Origin of the sequence: Thioalkalivibrio nitratireducens DSM 14787, assembly GCF_000321415.2 — a bacterium.
In the GTDB taxonomy this organism is placed as follows: Bacteria; Pseudomonadota; Gammaproteobacteria; order Ectothiorhodospirales; family Ectothiorhodospiraceae; genus Thioalkalivibrio; species Thioalkalivibrio nitratireducens.
The window spans coordinates 1,620,917-1,636,596 of the sequence record NC_019902.2; the positions used below are offsets into that span (position 1 = coordinate 1,620,917).

The following is a 15,680-nucleotide window of genomic DNA, read 5'->3' on the forward strand; positions in this document are numbered from 1 at the left end:
TTATATCGCGTTAGCTTGCCATGTTTCCGGCGCCCCGGGCAGTACAGACCGGTGATGCAATGCTGAATCCATCGGACCGTGTGCGGGTCACCAGCGCTGCGCTTCGCCATCCGGCCTCCTGACCCCGAGCGGAGTTCCGCGGTCCATCGTGTCCGGGTACCCCGGGCTGCCAGCGTTCGTGCGCAGATCGATGCGCACGCTGGCCGCCCGGCCCCGGGCGTCCAGCGCGGTCACCCGGTATGCGCCGGGCCGCTCGGGTCGCCAGAGGTGCTGCCGGCCCTGTGCCGCGATCCGCGTCGGCCGGCCGTCTACCAGCCAGTTCAGTGGGGGCTGCCCGCCGCGCACGTCGAGCAGGATTTCGGGTTCGGCCGGGTTCCATGCGAGCGTGGTCGCATCGGCCGGGAACGCGAATCGCGGTCCCGGTGCTGGAGGGGCCGAGAGCCGATCACGGGCCTCCAGCCGCTGCAAGTGCGTGGGCAGATCGCCGGTGCGCGCCAGCAGGGTGCCGTCGGGGGGTGGCCCGGGCCAGTGCGGATCGGCGTCGGGCAGCAGTGTGAAAACATCGAGCAGCAGGGGCACCGCGGCCGTCAGGCCCGTCAGCCCCGCTGTGTAGCCCCCGTCCGGGCGGCCGACCCAGACGATCGCGGTATGCGTGTCGTCGACCCCCACGGCCCAGGCGTCGCGATAACCGAATGAAGTCCCGGTCTTGAGCGCGATCGGGCGCCCGCTACCCCAGCGGGCCTCGGGTAGTGCGGTCTCCAGCAGGATGCGGGCCACCTGCCAGGCCGCCGAGCCGGACAGCAGTCGGGCGCCGTCGGCGGCGCCATCTCCGGTCGATACCTGCGGGCGCAGGCCGATGCCCTGCTGGCCGATCGCCCCGTACAGCGTGGCGATGTCCCGCATGTCCAGCCCGATCCCTCCAAGGCCCACTGCCAGTCCCGGCCGGCGGCTGCCCGGTATCACCGCGGCCACCCCCAGTTCGTGCAGCGAAGCCAGCAGGCGGTCCGGGCCCACCCGATCGAGCACGCGCACCGCGGGGATGTTCCGCGATTGCATCAATGCCTCTGCCAGCGTCATCTCTCCCTGCTCGAGGCGGTCGAAGTTGCGCGGAGACCAGGCCTGCCGTGGCGTGGCGCGATCCACGACGAGGGTCTGCGGATGGGCGACGTCCTGGTCGAATGCCAGCCCGTAGATCAGCGGTTTCAACAGCGAACCGGGCGAGCGCAGCGCGCTGACCATGTCTACCTGCCCGGGAAAGCCCTGCCCGAAGTAATCGCCCGACCCCACCCAGGCCCGCACCCGGCCCGTTCCGTGTTCCACGACCAGCGCGGCACTGGTCTGCCCCTGCGCCAGCTGCAACTGCTCGCGGGCGAGCCGGCGTTCCAGCCGCTGCTGCAGTTCCGCGTCGAGGAAGGTCGTCACCCGTCCCCGCGCATCGGCGTGACCGCGCAGGCGGTCGGCAAGGTGGGGGGCATGGCGCGGCGCTGGCAGCCGCGACTCCGGCACCGGCGCCCGCAGCGCAGCCTGTAGGGAAGGCGCGTCGATCCGATCGTCGGCCGCCCAGCCTCGCAGCAGTCGGTCGCGCGCGGCGGTGGCGTGCTGCGGGTTCCGGTCGGGGCGGCGCGCCTCGGGCGCCTGCGGCAGCGCGATCAGCAGCGCGGTCTCCTCCAGCGTCAGGAAGCGGGGTGCCTTGCCGAAATAGAACAGGCTCGCCGCCGGCAGCCCCTGAAGGTTGCCGCCGTACGGCGCCAGTGTGAGGTACAGCGCCAGGATTTCGTCCTTGCTCAGACGCCGCTCGATCTGCCAGGCGCGGAACAATTCGATCAGCTTGCTGGAAACCCGCCGCGGACGGGGTTCCAGCAGGCGCACCACCTGCATCGACAGCGTCGACCCGCCCGACACCACCCTGCCCTGCCGCACGGCCTGAACCACCGCTCGAGCCAGGGCCAGCGGGTCGACGCCGGGATGACCGTGGAAGCGCTGATCTTCTACCGCGATCAGGCGCTCGACGAAGCGCGGATCGATCGCCTCGAGATTCACGGGCAGCCGCCAGTAGCCATCCGGGGTGGTGTACAGGCGCAGGATGCGGCCGTCGTCGGCAAGCACCTGCACCGAGTACTCGAGCGCCGCACCCGTCGGCGGCGGCCACAGCCGGTCGAGGACCGTCAACGTCCCGGTGATTGCCAGCAGGGCGATCGCCGCAGCGGCCAGCAGAAGCGGACCGGGGTGGTGTGGCAGCTGGGCGAGGGGCACGCCGGCACCCGCCCGATTCAGGGGCGCGCCCGGACGTGCAGCCACCCGCTTGCGCCGCGTCCCTGCAGGTAGGGCTTGTACATGTCCTCCACGAAGCTCGGGCCCATCCGGTAGGCGCCCGGGGTCACGGCCCGGGCAATGTACGCCACCCGGAAGCGGTGTGCCGTACCGAGCTCCAGATCGAGCGCGGCGACGAAGCGGTCGTCCAGTGCATCGTTGTACAGCGTCGGACTGACCTCGCCGAGCCAGTCCAGTCCGTCGAGCGTCCGGCTGCCCTCCAGCCCCGGCGAGTCCGCTTCCAACCCGGCTGGAATCGGATCCGCGACCAGCAACTGAAGCCGCCGGTATTCGTCGACCGCGTGGCCCACCGCCTCGCCTTCGAGCACGACCACCAGCACCGTTCCCTGTTCGACTGCGTCCCGGCCGAGCGTTTCGCCATCGAGTGTGAAAATCTGGCGTTCGATACGCAGCCCCCGAACCTCGACCGGCGGCGGTTGCCGCGGATGTCCGCTGGCCAGTAGTGCGTACCACAGCGGATCACCGGAAAGATTGTGCAGAGTCACGCCTTCGCGCAGCGCGCCGGAGTCGGGCTGCAGCAGCAACGGACCCTCGATGGCCTGGTGGCGGCGCTGATCGAAGGTCAGATTCAGTTCGCGCCCGTCGGCGGAGACGACTGCCGCCGCCCGGACCAGGGCGGCCTGTTCCTGCGTCGACAGCCAGCGCTCCTCGGTAAAGGCGGTCGCCAGAGCCTCGGCATGCGTCCCCAGGTCCAGCGCTTCGGGTGCATGCGCCGCGGCGAGGCGCAGCACCTCCGCCCGGTCACGCAGCGCCGAGCCATAGTCGGCCAGATCCGGGGCGCGCCGCAGGCGCTCCGTGAGCCCGAACGCCTTCTGCGCCCGGGCCTCGTCGCCATCGAGTGCCAGAGCCGCCCCCAAGTGCCCAGCCGCGAGGCCGCTGGGCAGGCGCTCGCCAACCACGTCGAGCAGGTAACGCGCGGTCTCGGAGCGCGCCGCCCCGTTGCGCGCCAGCACGTAGAGCCCGTAGCTCTGGGCAACGATCCGGCGGGCGTCGCGGGTCTCGGGCAATTCCACCAGCGCCCGGAGCCAGTGCAGGCCGCGTTCCCAGGCGAAATCCGGCACCTCGACACCCTGGCGGCGCGCCTCGCCGAGAAAATCGATCGCGTAGACCGAGACCCAGACGTCGGGCTCACCCGAACCGCCCCAGAGCGTGAATCCACCGTTGTCGAGCTGCATCTCAAGGATCCGGGTGACCGCGTCGGGCACGCGTTGCGGATCCGGTGCCTGCGCGCCGGGGTCGTCCAGCAGGCCGGGCAGATCCAGCAGCGGGAAGGCGGCACTGGCCACCTGTTCCAGGCAGCCGTAGGGGTACAGGTCGAGCTGCCGGACCAAGCCGGCCACGTCCCACTGCGGCCGGGAATCGAGCGTGATCTGCGACGACAGCGTTTCCGGGATCAGACCGGCCACCGCGGCGCCGCCCAGCAGCCGCGTGCCGTCCGGTTCCAGCCGTCCAGCCTCGCGGATGTCCCGGCGCGCGAACGCCGGGCGTACCGCCAGTTCCAGCCGCCGCTCGACCGACAGTCCTTCCGGGCCTTCCAGTTCCAGCAGCAGTTCCCCGTGGCCCTGGCGTTCGCCCTGCAGCGGCAGCGTGACCACCTGCCGCCGGCCCCGGTCCAGCGTGAGGGTCCGGCTGCCGTCCAGGCCCGCCAGCGCTTTGCGCTGATGCCAGCGCAGCCGATAGCCCCCATCCGGGCCCTCTGCGTTGAACAGCGTCACGGTCGCGGTACCCCGGTCGCCTTCCGCCAGGAAGCGTGGCATGGCGGTTTGCAGGACCACCGGGTCACGCACGGTCACGGGCCGGCTTGCATGCCCCATGCGCCGCGACGACCAGGCGACCGCGTTCAGGCGCACGCGCCCCTCGAATTCCGGGAGGTCGAAACGCACCACGCCCCGGCCCTCGGCGTCCAGCGCCACGACCCCGGAAAACAACGACAGCATCGTGACCGGGGGTTCCAGCGAGGCGTCGGGCTCGAAGACACCGGCCCCGGTACCGATTCGGCCGGGTTGGCCGGTACGGCCGTCCAGCAGTCGGCCGTAGAGATCCCGGATGTCCAGCCCGAGCCGGCGCTGTCCGAAGAAATGATCGATTGGCCGTGGCGGCGGGTGGCCCGTCAGTTGGAGCAGGCCGTCGTCGACCGCCGACACGGTCAGAAACACCGGCTCGCCGGCACGGTGGTCCGGGATCTCCACACCGACCTCCAGGGTCTGCAGCGGCCGCAGCCGCTCGGGTGCGTTCAGGTTCACCGCAAGGGTGGCCGGATCGGGATCCAGGCCCAGCCAGGCGACGCCAATCGCGCGGCGCGGCCCGAGTCCGGCCCGCGCATCCTCGGGCCGGAATACCGTGACCAGCGCATACGCGCCTGCGCCCCAATCGGCGTCCACCGGAATCTCCACATGCCCCTGCCCTTCTTCCAGCCAGAAGGGCAGGATTTCCAACACCCGGTCGCCCGCGATCACCACCTGCCCCGGTCCGTCGAAGTTGCCCTCGATCGACAGCACGGCTTCGGTGCCGGGCCGATAGGCCGGGCGATCATGCTGCACCTGCAGCCGGTCCGGGGGATCGTCGGGCCCGGGCGCACCGCCCCATCCGAGCTGAACGCGGGCGCTGGCTCTGGCCCCGGTATCGGGATCCTGCAGGTCCAGGCGATAACGGCCCCAGTCGAGCGCGAAGGCCAGCGCCGCCGGCTCCCGGCCAGTCACATCGAGCCGGCCCTGTCCCCGGTCCCGCTCGCGGATCTCGCGCCGGTACTGCCAGCGGCCCGACTCCTGGTACCACTGGTAATGGATGCGTTCCTCCACCAGGCGGTACTCGAGCCCGGCCGCGTCCAGAAGTTCGCCGCGTGCATTCACGGCGACGATTTCGAACCGGGCCTGTGCACCCTCGTTCAGCAGCACGTGACCTTCGGGCCCCGGATCCCCCGGCACGCGCACGCCCAGCAGCCGTTCGCCGGTATCGACCAGCCGGGACGCCGTCGCGGTCACGACCCGCCCGTCGACGTCCACCACCTCGCTGCGCAGCTCCGCCCGCAGCGGGGCCCGCGGGTCAGGCAACCGGTCGATCGACAATGCCAGGCGCGCGCGCCCGGTTGCATCGGTCCGGGCGTCGTCAAGGGGCAGTACCACCCCTGCCCCCTCGCCGCCCAACGGTCCGAAGCGGAACCCGGGGAAGGCATCGAACGGATTCGGGTCGACCGCAATGCGGAGTTCCGAACGCACCTCCAGATCGGCCGCCGGGGCGCCGAACAGGTAATCGGCCTGCAGTTCCAGCTCTACCGGTCGCTCGACCGGCAGCGGCGCGTCGGGCAGCGCATCGAAACGGGCCTCGAGCCGGGGCGGCAGGATCGCCTGCACCTGGAACGAGGTCTGGCCTACCGGGGCGGCATCGGGGTCGACATGGGCCAGCAGCGTCCAGCGTCCGGTGCGTGCGCCGGCGGGCAGGCGCAACGTGCTGGACAGTCCGCCGGCGGCTTCCGGATGAACGAGCTCTTCCCAGGCTAGCGTATCGTCGGGGCGAAGCAGCCGCAGCGTCAGTGGCACCGGCGGTGCCGCACGGCCGGAATCGTCCCGCAGCAGCAGCCCCAGATGCACCGATTCCCCTGGCCGATAGACCCCGCGCTCGGTGTGCAGGTAGGCATCCAGCGGACCGGGATGCGCGCGCCCGCTCACGCCGCGATCGCTCAGGTCGAACGGGCTGCGGCTGACATCGAGGAAGTTGAAATCGCCGTCGTCGTTCAGCGCAAACAGCAGCACCGGCTCGAGGCCTCCCTGTCCGCGTAGGACGTCTCCGGAAAACTGTGCAAAACCGCGCCGGTCGGTCCGGGTCTCGGCAAGCCGGGTATTGTTGCGCGCCAGCAGCTGCAGGCGCACGCCGCTGCGGGGCCGCGCATCGCCCAGCCCGCGCACCCCGACGGTGAGGCCGTCGCGTCCCTGGTAGGTGGTGATGCCGAGGTCCGAGACCACCAGCCATTGACTCGCCCGCGGCGGTCCCGGGTATTCGTCGGCCGCATCCGACTGCACCCGGGCGGTCACTACATAGATGCCGGTGTGCGCCTGCAGATCGTCGACCAGCGGCAGCAGGACGCGCTGTTCGCGATTCGGCTCCACCGTCCATTCGCCCTGGCCGCTCCAGACCCTTGCGCCCAGTTCGTCCGCGATACGCGATTCGCTCCAGGAACTCAGATCGGTGCCGAAGAGTTCGCGCACCTCCGGCGCCAGCAGGTTGCGTTCATCGATGCGGTACAGCGCCAGTTCCACCGCGTCGACATTGACTGCATGCAGCGGCACGCCGGTGCTGCCGCGGGGCAGGACGTAGAGGTGACTCTGGAAACGCAGCGATGCACTGCGTGGTCCCACATGCACCCGCTCCTGCCGAGTGGCGTGCAGCGAACGGCCCTCGGTGTCGGTCAGGCCCTCCAGCACCGTCACCTGATAGTGGCGATCGAACTCGCCCCCGTCGATGCAGATCTCGTTCGTGTCCCCCTGCCGGAAGCGAGCCGGGATCCGGGGCTCCGTGCGGAAGAAATCCTGGTAGGCGCGTTCACCGGGCGTGGGCATCGAGTGATTGAAACGCAGGCACAGGCTGGGTTCCTCACCCGCGTCGCGGACTTCGATCGCCTCCAGGCGCAGCGCCCGTGCCTGTCGCTGATCCTCGGTCAACCGGGCGATCTCGGTCCGGAGATGCCGATCGCTCCCGTAGCGGCTCGCGGCGCGGTACACCGCCAGCGCGGCGGCGTTGTCGAACCGCCAGTCCTGCACCACGGCGCTGCCCAGCAGCCGCAAGGCCCGGAATCGCTCCAGGTCGCTCCGGGCGGCCGTGTACGCCCGGTAGGCCGCGCCCACGGATTCTCGCCAGTCGCGGGCGCAATGCGCGTCCCGCGCCTGGGCACTCCAGTCCGCGAAACCCGAGTCCGGCCCCAGCACCAGCCTGCGCAGGGTCAGCGCCTGCCGGCACTCGCCGAGCCCGGAGACAATCGATGCGGTCTCGGCCAACTGCAGGCTGGCCGTGGCATCGAGTGCCGGGGTGTCCCGGGCCTCCAGTACCTGCCAGTACGCATCCCCCGCCTGTAGCAGTGCCTGCGGCAGATCCTGCGCCGACACGGGGATCACCGGGAACAGCACGATCAGGGCCATCGCAAAGCGGCGCAACCATGGCATCACGAACCTCGAATCCCGGGATATGCCGGGTCAGCATGAACGATCCGGCCGGCACACCGGAGACCGTGGTGGCGTGCCACGTCCCTGTGCCTGCCCTGTACGCACGGCGAGCGTGGCCGGTGCGGTCTTCATCGTCAACTCTAGACCGTCGGTGCGGGGAATACGCCGGACGGCACGCCGGTGGCCGCGGTTTGCGCGTGAACGTAAAGAATCCGGTGCGCAGGTGTGGCCTTCGACCGCGTGTTGCCCTAGAGTCCGCCGACAGGGACATAGATGCAGGCACCCGGGCCACGCGGGCCCCGGGTGGCGGGAGAGCCAGGTGCCAGACGAGCGAACGGCGGCAGAACCGGCCACGGCAAGGTGGCCACAGACCCGCGTCGGCTGGGCCATGAATCCGCGCGGCAGTGGCATGATCGGTTGGATCCTGGCACTGGCGTTGCTGGCCGGCGCCGGCGGTTCCCGCGCGGATAGCGGAGTGTCCGTGCTGCCGGAGTTCGACCAGTGCCGGTTTCTGGTCGGGGGCGTCGGGAGCGAACGGCCGCAGCCGCTCGATCCCGAACGCCTGGAGACGCTGTTCGGGATCCTGGAGCAAACCGGTATCGGCGCGATGGTCGCGGCCCACCTGCGCCGCTACCGGCTGGAGGGAACGGGTCCGGATGGAGGGTCCCTGGAGTTCTTCGAGGTCGCCCGCGAAGGCGGCCCGGCCGCCGCGTATTTCGAGACAGGGCAGCTGCACCTGAACGCATCGCTCCTCGCCGGACTCGATGCCGCCGACCGGGAGGCCCGCAACCGCAGCTACACCGCCGCCAGCTTCCTGGTTCACGAGGGGATACACGCGATCGCCCACCACCTGTACCTGACCGGGCGATTCCCGATCTACCGCTCGGACACCAAGGTCAACGAGGCCCTCGCGTATTTCGTGCAGGGGCTTTACCTCGACGAGGTGCGCGAACGAGAGCCGGACTACCGCGAGGTCGAGGCCGTGCCCGCCTGGGACGTCTGCACCACACAGATCGTTCGCATCCTGACCCGGCTGGGCGTGACCCGCGACACTCCACTCGACGATGTGTATGACCTGCTGGCCGAGATGCAGCTGGAAGCGGACGACACCACGGCCGTGCGGGTGGCGCGCCTTTGGCAGTATTATCAGTTCATCGTGGACAGCGACGAGACCAACCGGCTCTGGGCGCTGGCCGAAACCGACCCCCGTCCGCTGGCCGTCGTCCGGTCGCTGACCCGGATGATCGCCACGGACGTGGAACGTCGGCACTGCAACTTCGACCGGACCTTCGAGTTCATGACCAACCGTATCATCCTCTATGCACACTACCCGGACACACCGCCCGGCGTACCGGGTTGTCAGTACTTCGTCGATTTCGTCCAGGCACTGCGCGAGGACGACGAGACCTCCGTGGTCCTGCGCGAGCAGATCGATCGCTGGCTGCAGGAGCGGGAGCGCGAGGCCTCCCGCAGGGCCGTACCGTGAGCCCCGCGGCGCGAGTGCTGGCGATCGGGCTCGGATTGGCCGTTGGCTGGGGCGCCGCCGGACCCGCCGTCGCTTCCGGATCCGACTCGCCGCTGCGGGATCTGGAAGAAATGGTACGCGACTGGCGCAGCTGGTTCGGGTTCCGGGACGAGGAGCCCGAGACGGTCACGATACCGCTGCGCGCGGCGGTTGCACGGGGGGATCCGGCCCTGGTGAACCGACTGCTGAACATGGGCGCGGATCCAAACGGCACGCCCGGCGATCGCGACACGCCGCTGGAGGTCGCGATCTGGTACGGCCATCTTGACGTCGCCCGGCTGCTGCTCGACCAGGGCGCGGATCCGGGCCTCGCATCGGGAAACTTCGGGGCCACGCCGTTGCACCTCGCCGTGCGCAAGGGCGACGAAACCATGGCACGCCTGCTGCTCGACCATGGCGCCCGGGTGGACGCGGCCGCGCCGCGCCGAATCGGCATGCCCTTCGACCGGCTGGGAGACAGGCCCCTGCACGAGGCCGCGGATGCCGGTAACGTCGCCCTGGCCGAGCTCCTGATCGCACGCGGCGCCGACCCCAGTCAGACCAACGGCGCGGGCCTGACCCCGCTGCATCATGCCGCTGCGGCCGGCCACCTGGCGCTGGTCGAAACGCTGCTGGCACGTGGTGCGGATCTCGAGCAGCGCAGCCGTATTGGCGCCACCCCATTGCACTGGGCGGTGGTTCAGGGACAGGCCGAGACCGTGGCACTGCTGCTCGACCGGGGCGCCGAAATCAATACCCGCACGCGCAATGGCAGCACGCCGCTCCATGGCGCCGTCTCCCGCGGGCAGGTGGAACTGGTCACGCTGCTGCTCGACCACGGCGCCGATGTGGCCGCGCGGGGTCAGACCGAGGAGACGGCACTCGCGATCGCCCGCCGCCTTGGACACCCTGAGCTTGTGCGCCTGCTGCAGGCCGCCATGGATCCGGCACCGGGCGAATAGCCTGGGTCGTACCAGGGGCTGGCGGCGGCCCGGCTCGTTTCGCGCCCCGTTTGACCACGAACCGGGATTCAGTCAGGGCCGCTGTGAGCCACGGCTTCACCGTGTTGTCGATCCAACCTGCGTGAGCACCGGCCCTCGCGACCCGGGACACGCGATTACTGCCATACGCCCTCCTCGGGCGATGGCGCCACCCCGTTCACCCTGGATCGGCCGATCGCCGGAGTTAGTGTGGCACGACCCGGGTCGCCGGACCCGGAGGGGAATCCGCCGCAGCCCGTCGCAGCGGTAACTCACGAGTGGGCGAAACCCGCGGTCCACGGCACATCGTCCGCTTGACGCTTGACTTATCTCAAGGCCGGAACCGTGAGTGCTGCGGTATAGCTGACCCGGAACACGGCATGGAAAGGCTCATGGCTCCACACCGAAGCGCGCTGTCCTGGCCCCTGATGAGCCTGCTGCTGATCGTTGTCGGCTCCATCGGTCTGACATCGCCGCCGGCGGCCTGGGGAGCGGATCCGGCGGCCACGGTTTCCGCCGGTGCAACGCCTGAACTGCTGCAGGGGCACCCCCATCGCGCACAGATCCTGAGGCTGTTTCCAGCCGCCGACCGGCTGGGTCCACCGGAGGGTGAGCCACCCTCGGCGGCGGTCCTGCAGGGTGACGACCTGCTGGGCTTCGTGCTGTACACCGATGACGTTGCCCCGATCGCCGCCTACTCGGGCAAACCGGTGAACCACCTGGTAGGCCTCGACCTGGAGGGCAACATCACGGGTGCCTTCGTGATCGAGCACCACGAGCCCATTCTGCTGGCTGGCATCCCGGAGCGGCGTCTGCACGAGTTCGTGGCCCAGTACGCCGGCAACCGGATACTGGATCCGATGCGGGTGGGCGCGATGTCCCGGCCCGGTTACGTGATGCTCGACGGCGTGACCGGCGCGACCGTGACGGTCCTGGTACAGAACGAGACCATTCTGCGTTCGGGCCGCGCGGTCGCGATCGCCCGGGGTATCGTGGATCCGGATCCGGCAGCGGCCCTGCCGCCTTCCACGGTGCGCATGGAGATCTTCGCAGCGGCGGACTGGGAGTCCCTGCTCGGCGAGGGTTCCATCGGGAATCTCCTGGTCACGCGCGGCGAGGCGGACGACGCTTTCGCCGGAACTCCTGCCGAGGGTGTGGCCACCGCTCCGCCGGACGAACGCGACCAGACCTTCATCGACCTGTACTACGCCCACCTGAACCCGCCGACGATCGGCCGGAACCTGCTCGGCGAACGCCAGTACGACTGGCTGATGGAGGAACTGGACGACGGCGAGCACGCGGTGCTGATCATGGCCAATGGGCGCTATTCCTTCCGCGGTCACGGATTCGTTCGCGGCGGGATCTTCGACCGCTTTCAGTTGGTGCAGGACGATCGCGGCATCACCTTCCGGGATCTCGACCACCACCGCCCCACCGCGCTGGTGGCCGACGGCATGCCTTCATTCGGCGAGACGGCGATCTTCATCATCCGGGCCGAGCACGAGCTCGACCCGGGCCGGCCCTGGCAGGCGGAGTTGCTGGTCGTGCGCCAGGTCGGCGCGCTGCTCAGCGAGTACGTCGTCTTCGCCGGCGATTACCGGCTGCCCGACGCCTACGTGGACCGTCCCGATCCTCCCGCCGCCGCGCAGGACCTCTCGGACCAGCCGATCTGGGTGATCATCTGGCACGAGCGCAGTTTCCACATCGCCGTGCTCGGGGGCTCGCTGCTGCTGTTGACGCTGATCCTGTTCTTCCAGGACTGGCTGGTGCGCCGGCCTCGGCTGCTGTCCTGGCTGCGCACCGGCTTCCTCGTCTATACTCTCGTGTTCATCGGCTGGTACACGCTGGCGCAGCTCTCGGTGGTCAACGTGCTGACCTTCACCAACGCGGTGATCGGTGACTTCCGCTGGGAAACCTTCCTGATGGACCCGATGATGTTCATCCTCTGGAGCTTCGTCGCGGTCACGCTGCTCCTGTGGGGCCGCGGGGTCTACTGCGGATGGCTGTGCCCGTTCGGCGCGCTGCAGGAGCTGGTGAACAAGGTGGCCAACTTCTTCAAGGTGCCGCAGTTCAATTTCCCGCCGATCGTGCACGACCGGCTGTGGTCAGTGAAATACATCATCCTGCTGGTGCTGTTCGGCGTTTCCTTGCAGTCGATGGCACAGGCCGAGTGGCTGGCGGAGGTGGAACCGTTCAAGACCGCGATCGTGCTGCACTTCCAGCGCGAATGGGCCTACGTCTTCTATGCCGGTGCGCTGGTGGCCATCTCGGCCTTCAATCACAAGTTCTACTGCAAGTACCTCTGCGCGCTCGGTGCCGCACTGGCGATCGGCGGGCGCCTGCGCCAGTTCGAGTGGCTGCGCCGACGCAAGGAGTGCGGCCGGCCGTGCCAGATCTGCGCGAACGAGTGCGAGGTACAGGCGATCAAACCGACCGGCGAGATCAACATGAACGAGTGCCACTATTGCATGGACTGCCAGGTCACCTATTACAACGACCGCAAATGCCCGCCGGTGGTCGAAAAGCGCAAGCGCCGCGAACGCGTTCCCGTCGCCGAGCAGGCGGTCAAGCGCATCGAGGCCGGGATGGCCGGAAAACGCGGCCGGGAGAAGCCGTCTGCGGAGGAAACGACGAGTGGCTGATGCCCGGTCCGATGGTCCGTCCGTGCGACACGACCGGTGGCGCTGGGCGATCGCGCTGCTGCTCTGGCTGCCGCCGCTGTTCGCCGGTGCCGAAGGGAACGCCCCCCCTCCCCTGCAGGCGCTGATCGACGCCGCGGAACCAGGGGCCACGGTCACGGTGCCGGCCGGAACGCACCGGGGCGGGCTGGTGATCGACCGTCCGCTGACGCTGGCCGGTGTACCCGGGGCCGTGCTCGACGGACAGGGCCAGGGCGATATCGTCCGCGTGCAATCGCCCGACGTCACGATACGTGAACTGACGCTAGAGAATTCCGGCGAGAACCTGACGCTGATGAACGCCGGCATCCATGCCGACCGCGATGCGCACAACCTGCGCGTCGAAAACACGGTGATGAAGAATGTGCTGTTCGGGGTCTGGGTCTGGCATTCGGAGAATGCCCGGATCACCGGCAATACGATCCGGGGCAAGCCGCAGCTGCAGTCGCAGGACCGCGGCGACGGCATCCGCCTGTTCAACGTGACCGGCGGAATCTTTGCCCACAACGATGTCCGCGACGCCCGCGATGGCGTCTATGTCGATACCAGCCGCGACCTCGACTTCGTCGGCAACCGCTTCCGCGACATGCGCTTCGGCATCCACTACATGTATGCCCATGACGGGCGCATCATCGACAACCACACCACCGCCACCCGCAGCGGGCTCGCGCTGATGTCGTCGCGCCAGCTCGAAGTCACCGGCAACCGTTCGGTGAACGATCTGAACTACGGCATCCTGCTGAATTTCGTGACCGACAGCGTGGTAGCCGGCAACGTCGTCACCGGTGTGCGCGGCTGGGCCGGCGGCAGCCAGGTCGAGCACGGCGTGGTGCTTGGCGTCGAGGGCAAGGCGTTCTTCGTGTACAACTCGTATTACAACGTGGTGCGCGACAACGTGTTCGCGGACAGCGACGTGGGCATCCACCTGACCGCCGGTTCCGAGGAGAACGCGATGTTCGGCAATGCGTTCATCCGCAACCGCACCCAGGTCATGTACGTCAGTACGCGCGAGCAGGAATGGTCGCACGAGGGCCGCGGCAACTTCTGGAGCGACTACCTCGGGTGGGATCTGAATGGGGACGGGATTGGCGACCAACCCTACGAACCCAACGACCTCGTCGACAAACTGCTGTGGCGGTACCCGATGGCCAAATTGCTGATGAACAGTCCGGCGGTGGCAACGCTGCGCTGGGCACAGCAGCAGTTTCCGATCCTGCGCCCGTCCGGGGTGCGCGACAGCCATCCGCTGATGCGCCCGCCGCGGGATCCGGAGTCCGCATGAGCGCGATCCCCGCCGTCGAGTTCCGCGCAGTGACCCGCCGTTACGGCCGCCTGGCGGCGCTGGACGGGATGAACTGGTCGTTGCGCGAGGGCGAGGTCGTCGGCCTGCTCGGCCACAACGGCGCCGGCAAGACGACCTGCATGAAACTGGTCCTGGGGGTCGCGAAGCCCACCACAGGCGAGGTGCGCGTCCACGGCCAGCCGCCGACCGGGCGCCATGCCCACGCGTTGCGCCAGCGTCTGGGCTACCTGCCGGAGAACGTTTCGTTCTATCCGCAGATGACGGGTCGCGAGGTCCTGCGTTATTTCGCGCGGCTCAAGCGCGTGCCGCCGGCGCGATGCGATACCCTGCTGGAACGCGTAGGCCTGCAGGCCGCAGCGAAGCGCCGCGTGGGCACGTATTCCAAAGGCATGCGCCAGCGCCTGGGGCTCGCGCAGGCACTGCTCGGCGCACCAAGGCTGCTGCTGTTCGACGAACCGACCGTTGGCCTCGATCCGATTGCGACCCGCGACTTCTACCGAACCGTGGACGATCTCCGGCGCCAGGGCACCACCATTGTGCTCTGCTCTCACGTGCTGCCTGGCATCGAGCCCCACATCGACCGGGCCGCGATCCTGCGCGAGGGGCAACTGCTCGCCTACGGCACGCTGGAAGAGCTCCGCGCCCAGGCGGCACTGCCGCTGCGCATCCGCGTGCGCGGGTCGTGGCGCCGGCCCGAGGTCGACGAAGCGCTGACAGGCATGGGCATCACGATCCGGGGCACCGAACCGGACGAGGCCGAGCTTTCCGGCCCGCCCACCGCGAAGATGCGCACCCTCGAGGTGCTTCTCGGTGCCAGCGGCGTCGAGGACATCGACGTGATGCATCCATCGCTCGAGACCCTGTACGCGCATATCAGCCTGGGAGAAGACCGCTGATGCGCGCGACGCTGATCATCGCCGGCAAGGAATTCCGCGACGGGCTGCGCAACCGCTGGGTACTCGCAATCACGCTGATTTTCGCCGCTCTCGCCGTTGGCATCAGCTACTTTGGCGCCGCTGCCACCGGCACGGTGGGATTCACCCCCGTGGCCACGACCGTGGTCAGCCTGGCCAGCCTGGCCGTGTTCCTGGTTCCGTTGATCGCGCTGATGCTCGCCTACGACACGGTAGTCGGCGAGCGCGAGCAGGGTACCCTGTTGCTGCTCCTCACCTACCCAATGAGCCGCAGCGCGCTGCTGGCCGGCAAGTACCTGGGACATGCGCTGATCATCGCGACCTCCACCGTGGTGGGCTTCGGACTGGCAGGGATTTTCATCACCGTGCTCGCCAAGGACGTGGATGCGCATGAGCTTTGGCAGGCCTTCAGCTACTTCATCCTGTCAGCGATCCTGCTGGGCCTGGTGTTCGTCTCGTTCGCCCACCTGATCAGCGTCACGGTACGCGAGAAGACGCGCGCGGCCGGGCTCGCGCTGGTGGTCTGGTTCCTGTTCGTGCTGATCTTCGACCTGGCGCTGCTCGGCCTGCTGGTGTCCACCGGCGGGCAGGTCGGCCAGGAGATTTTCCCCTACCTGCTGCTGCTGAATCCCACCGATGTCTTCCGTATGGCCAATCTGGCGGGTTTCGAGGCGGCGCGCGTCCACGCAGGACTCACGGACATCGCTGCACCCGGGCTCTTCAACCCGGCGCTGCTCGCAGCCGTGCTTGGGGCCTGGGCGGCCCTGCCGCTGGCTTTCGCAATGTGGCTGTTCCGCCGGCAAGGGGCCTGACGCCC

The 15,680-nt window shown here is 69.0% G+C and carries 8 protein-coding genes; 6 read left to right on the forward strand and 2 right to left on the reverse strand.

Annotated features, from left to right (window positions below; all coding sequences use genetic code 11):
• Nucleotides 1–87: 87 nt before the first annotated feature.
• Nucleotides 88–2,253, reverse strand: a complete 2,166-nt coding sequence (pbpC, locus tag TVNIR_RS07675) for a penicillin-binding protein 1C (protein WP_015258424.1) — start codon at nt 2,251–2,253, stop codon at nt 88–90.
• 17 nt (nt 2,254–2,270) lie between these two features.
• On the reverse strand, nt 2,271–7,484 hold the full coding sequence (locus TVNIR_RS07680; protein WP_015258425.1) for an alpha-2-macroglobulin family protein: 5,214 nt from the start codon (nt 7,482–7,484) through the stop codon (nt 2,271–2,273).
• A 409-nt stretch (nt 7,485–7,893) separates the two neighbouring features.
• Between TVNIR_RS07680 and TVNIR_RS07685 the strand changes: the two genes are divergently transcribed.
• The 6 genes from TVNIR_RS07685 (at nt 7,894) to TVNIR_RS07710 (ending at nt 15,675) form a co-directional block, all read left to right on the forward strand.
• The gene (locus TVNIR_RS07685; protein WP_237251771.1) at nt 7,894–8,970 is read left to right on the forward strand and encodes a hypothetical protein; all 1,077 of its coding nucleotides are present in this window, start codon (nt 7,894–7,896) and stop codon (nt 8,968–8,970) included.
• Nucleotides 8,967–9,950 (forward strand): ankyrin repeat domain-containing protein, encoded by a 984-nt coding sequence (locus TVNIR_RS07690; RefSeq protein WP_157092219.1) that lies wholly within the window; start codon nt 8,967–8,969, stop codon nt 9,948–9,950. The genes TVNIR_RS07685 and TVNIR_RS07690 overlap by 4 nt, the downstream gene beginning before the upstream one ends.
• Nucleotides 9,951–10,360: 410 nt before the next feature.
• Complete coding sequence (nosR, locus tag TVNIR_RS07695; RefSeq protein ID WP_015258428.1) at nt 10,361–12,610, forward strand: transcriptional regulator NosR; 2,250 nt, start codon at nt 10,361–10,363, stop codon at nt 12,608–12,610.
• Nucleotides 12,603–13,928, forward strand: coding sequence for a nitrous oxide reductase family maturation protein NosD (locus TVNIR_RS07700; RefSeq protein ID WP_157092220.1), 1,326 nt, complete (start codon nt 12,603–12,605; stop codon nt 13,926–13,928). Before nosR ends, TVNIR_RS07700 begins: the two co-directional genes overlap by 8 nt.
• On the forward strand, nt 13,925–14,845 hold the full coding sequence (locus TVNIR_RS07705) for an ABC transporter ATP-binding protein (protein WP_015258430.1): 921 nt from the start codon (nt 13,925–13,927) through the stop codon (nt 14,843–14,845). Before TVNIR_RS07700 ends, TVNIR_RS07705 begins: the two co-directional genes overlap by 4 nt.
• The gene (locus TVNIR_RS07710; protein ID WP_015258431.1) at nt 14,845–15,675 is read left to right on the forward strand and encodes an ABC transporter permease; all 831 of its coding nucleotides are present in this window, start codon (nt 14,845–14,847) and stop codon (nt 15,673–15,675) included. Before TVNIR_RS07705 ends, TVNIR_RS07710 begins: the two co-directional genes overlap by 1 nt.
• Nucleotides 15,676–15,680 lie beyond the last annotated feature (5 nt).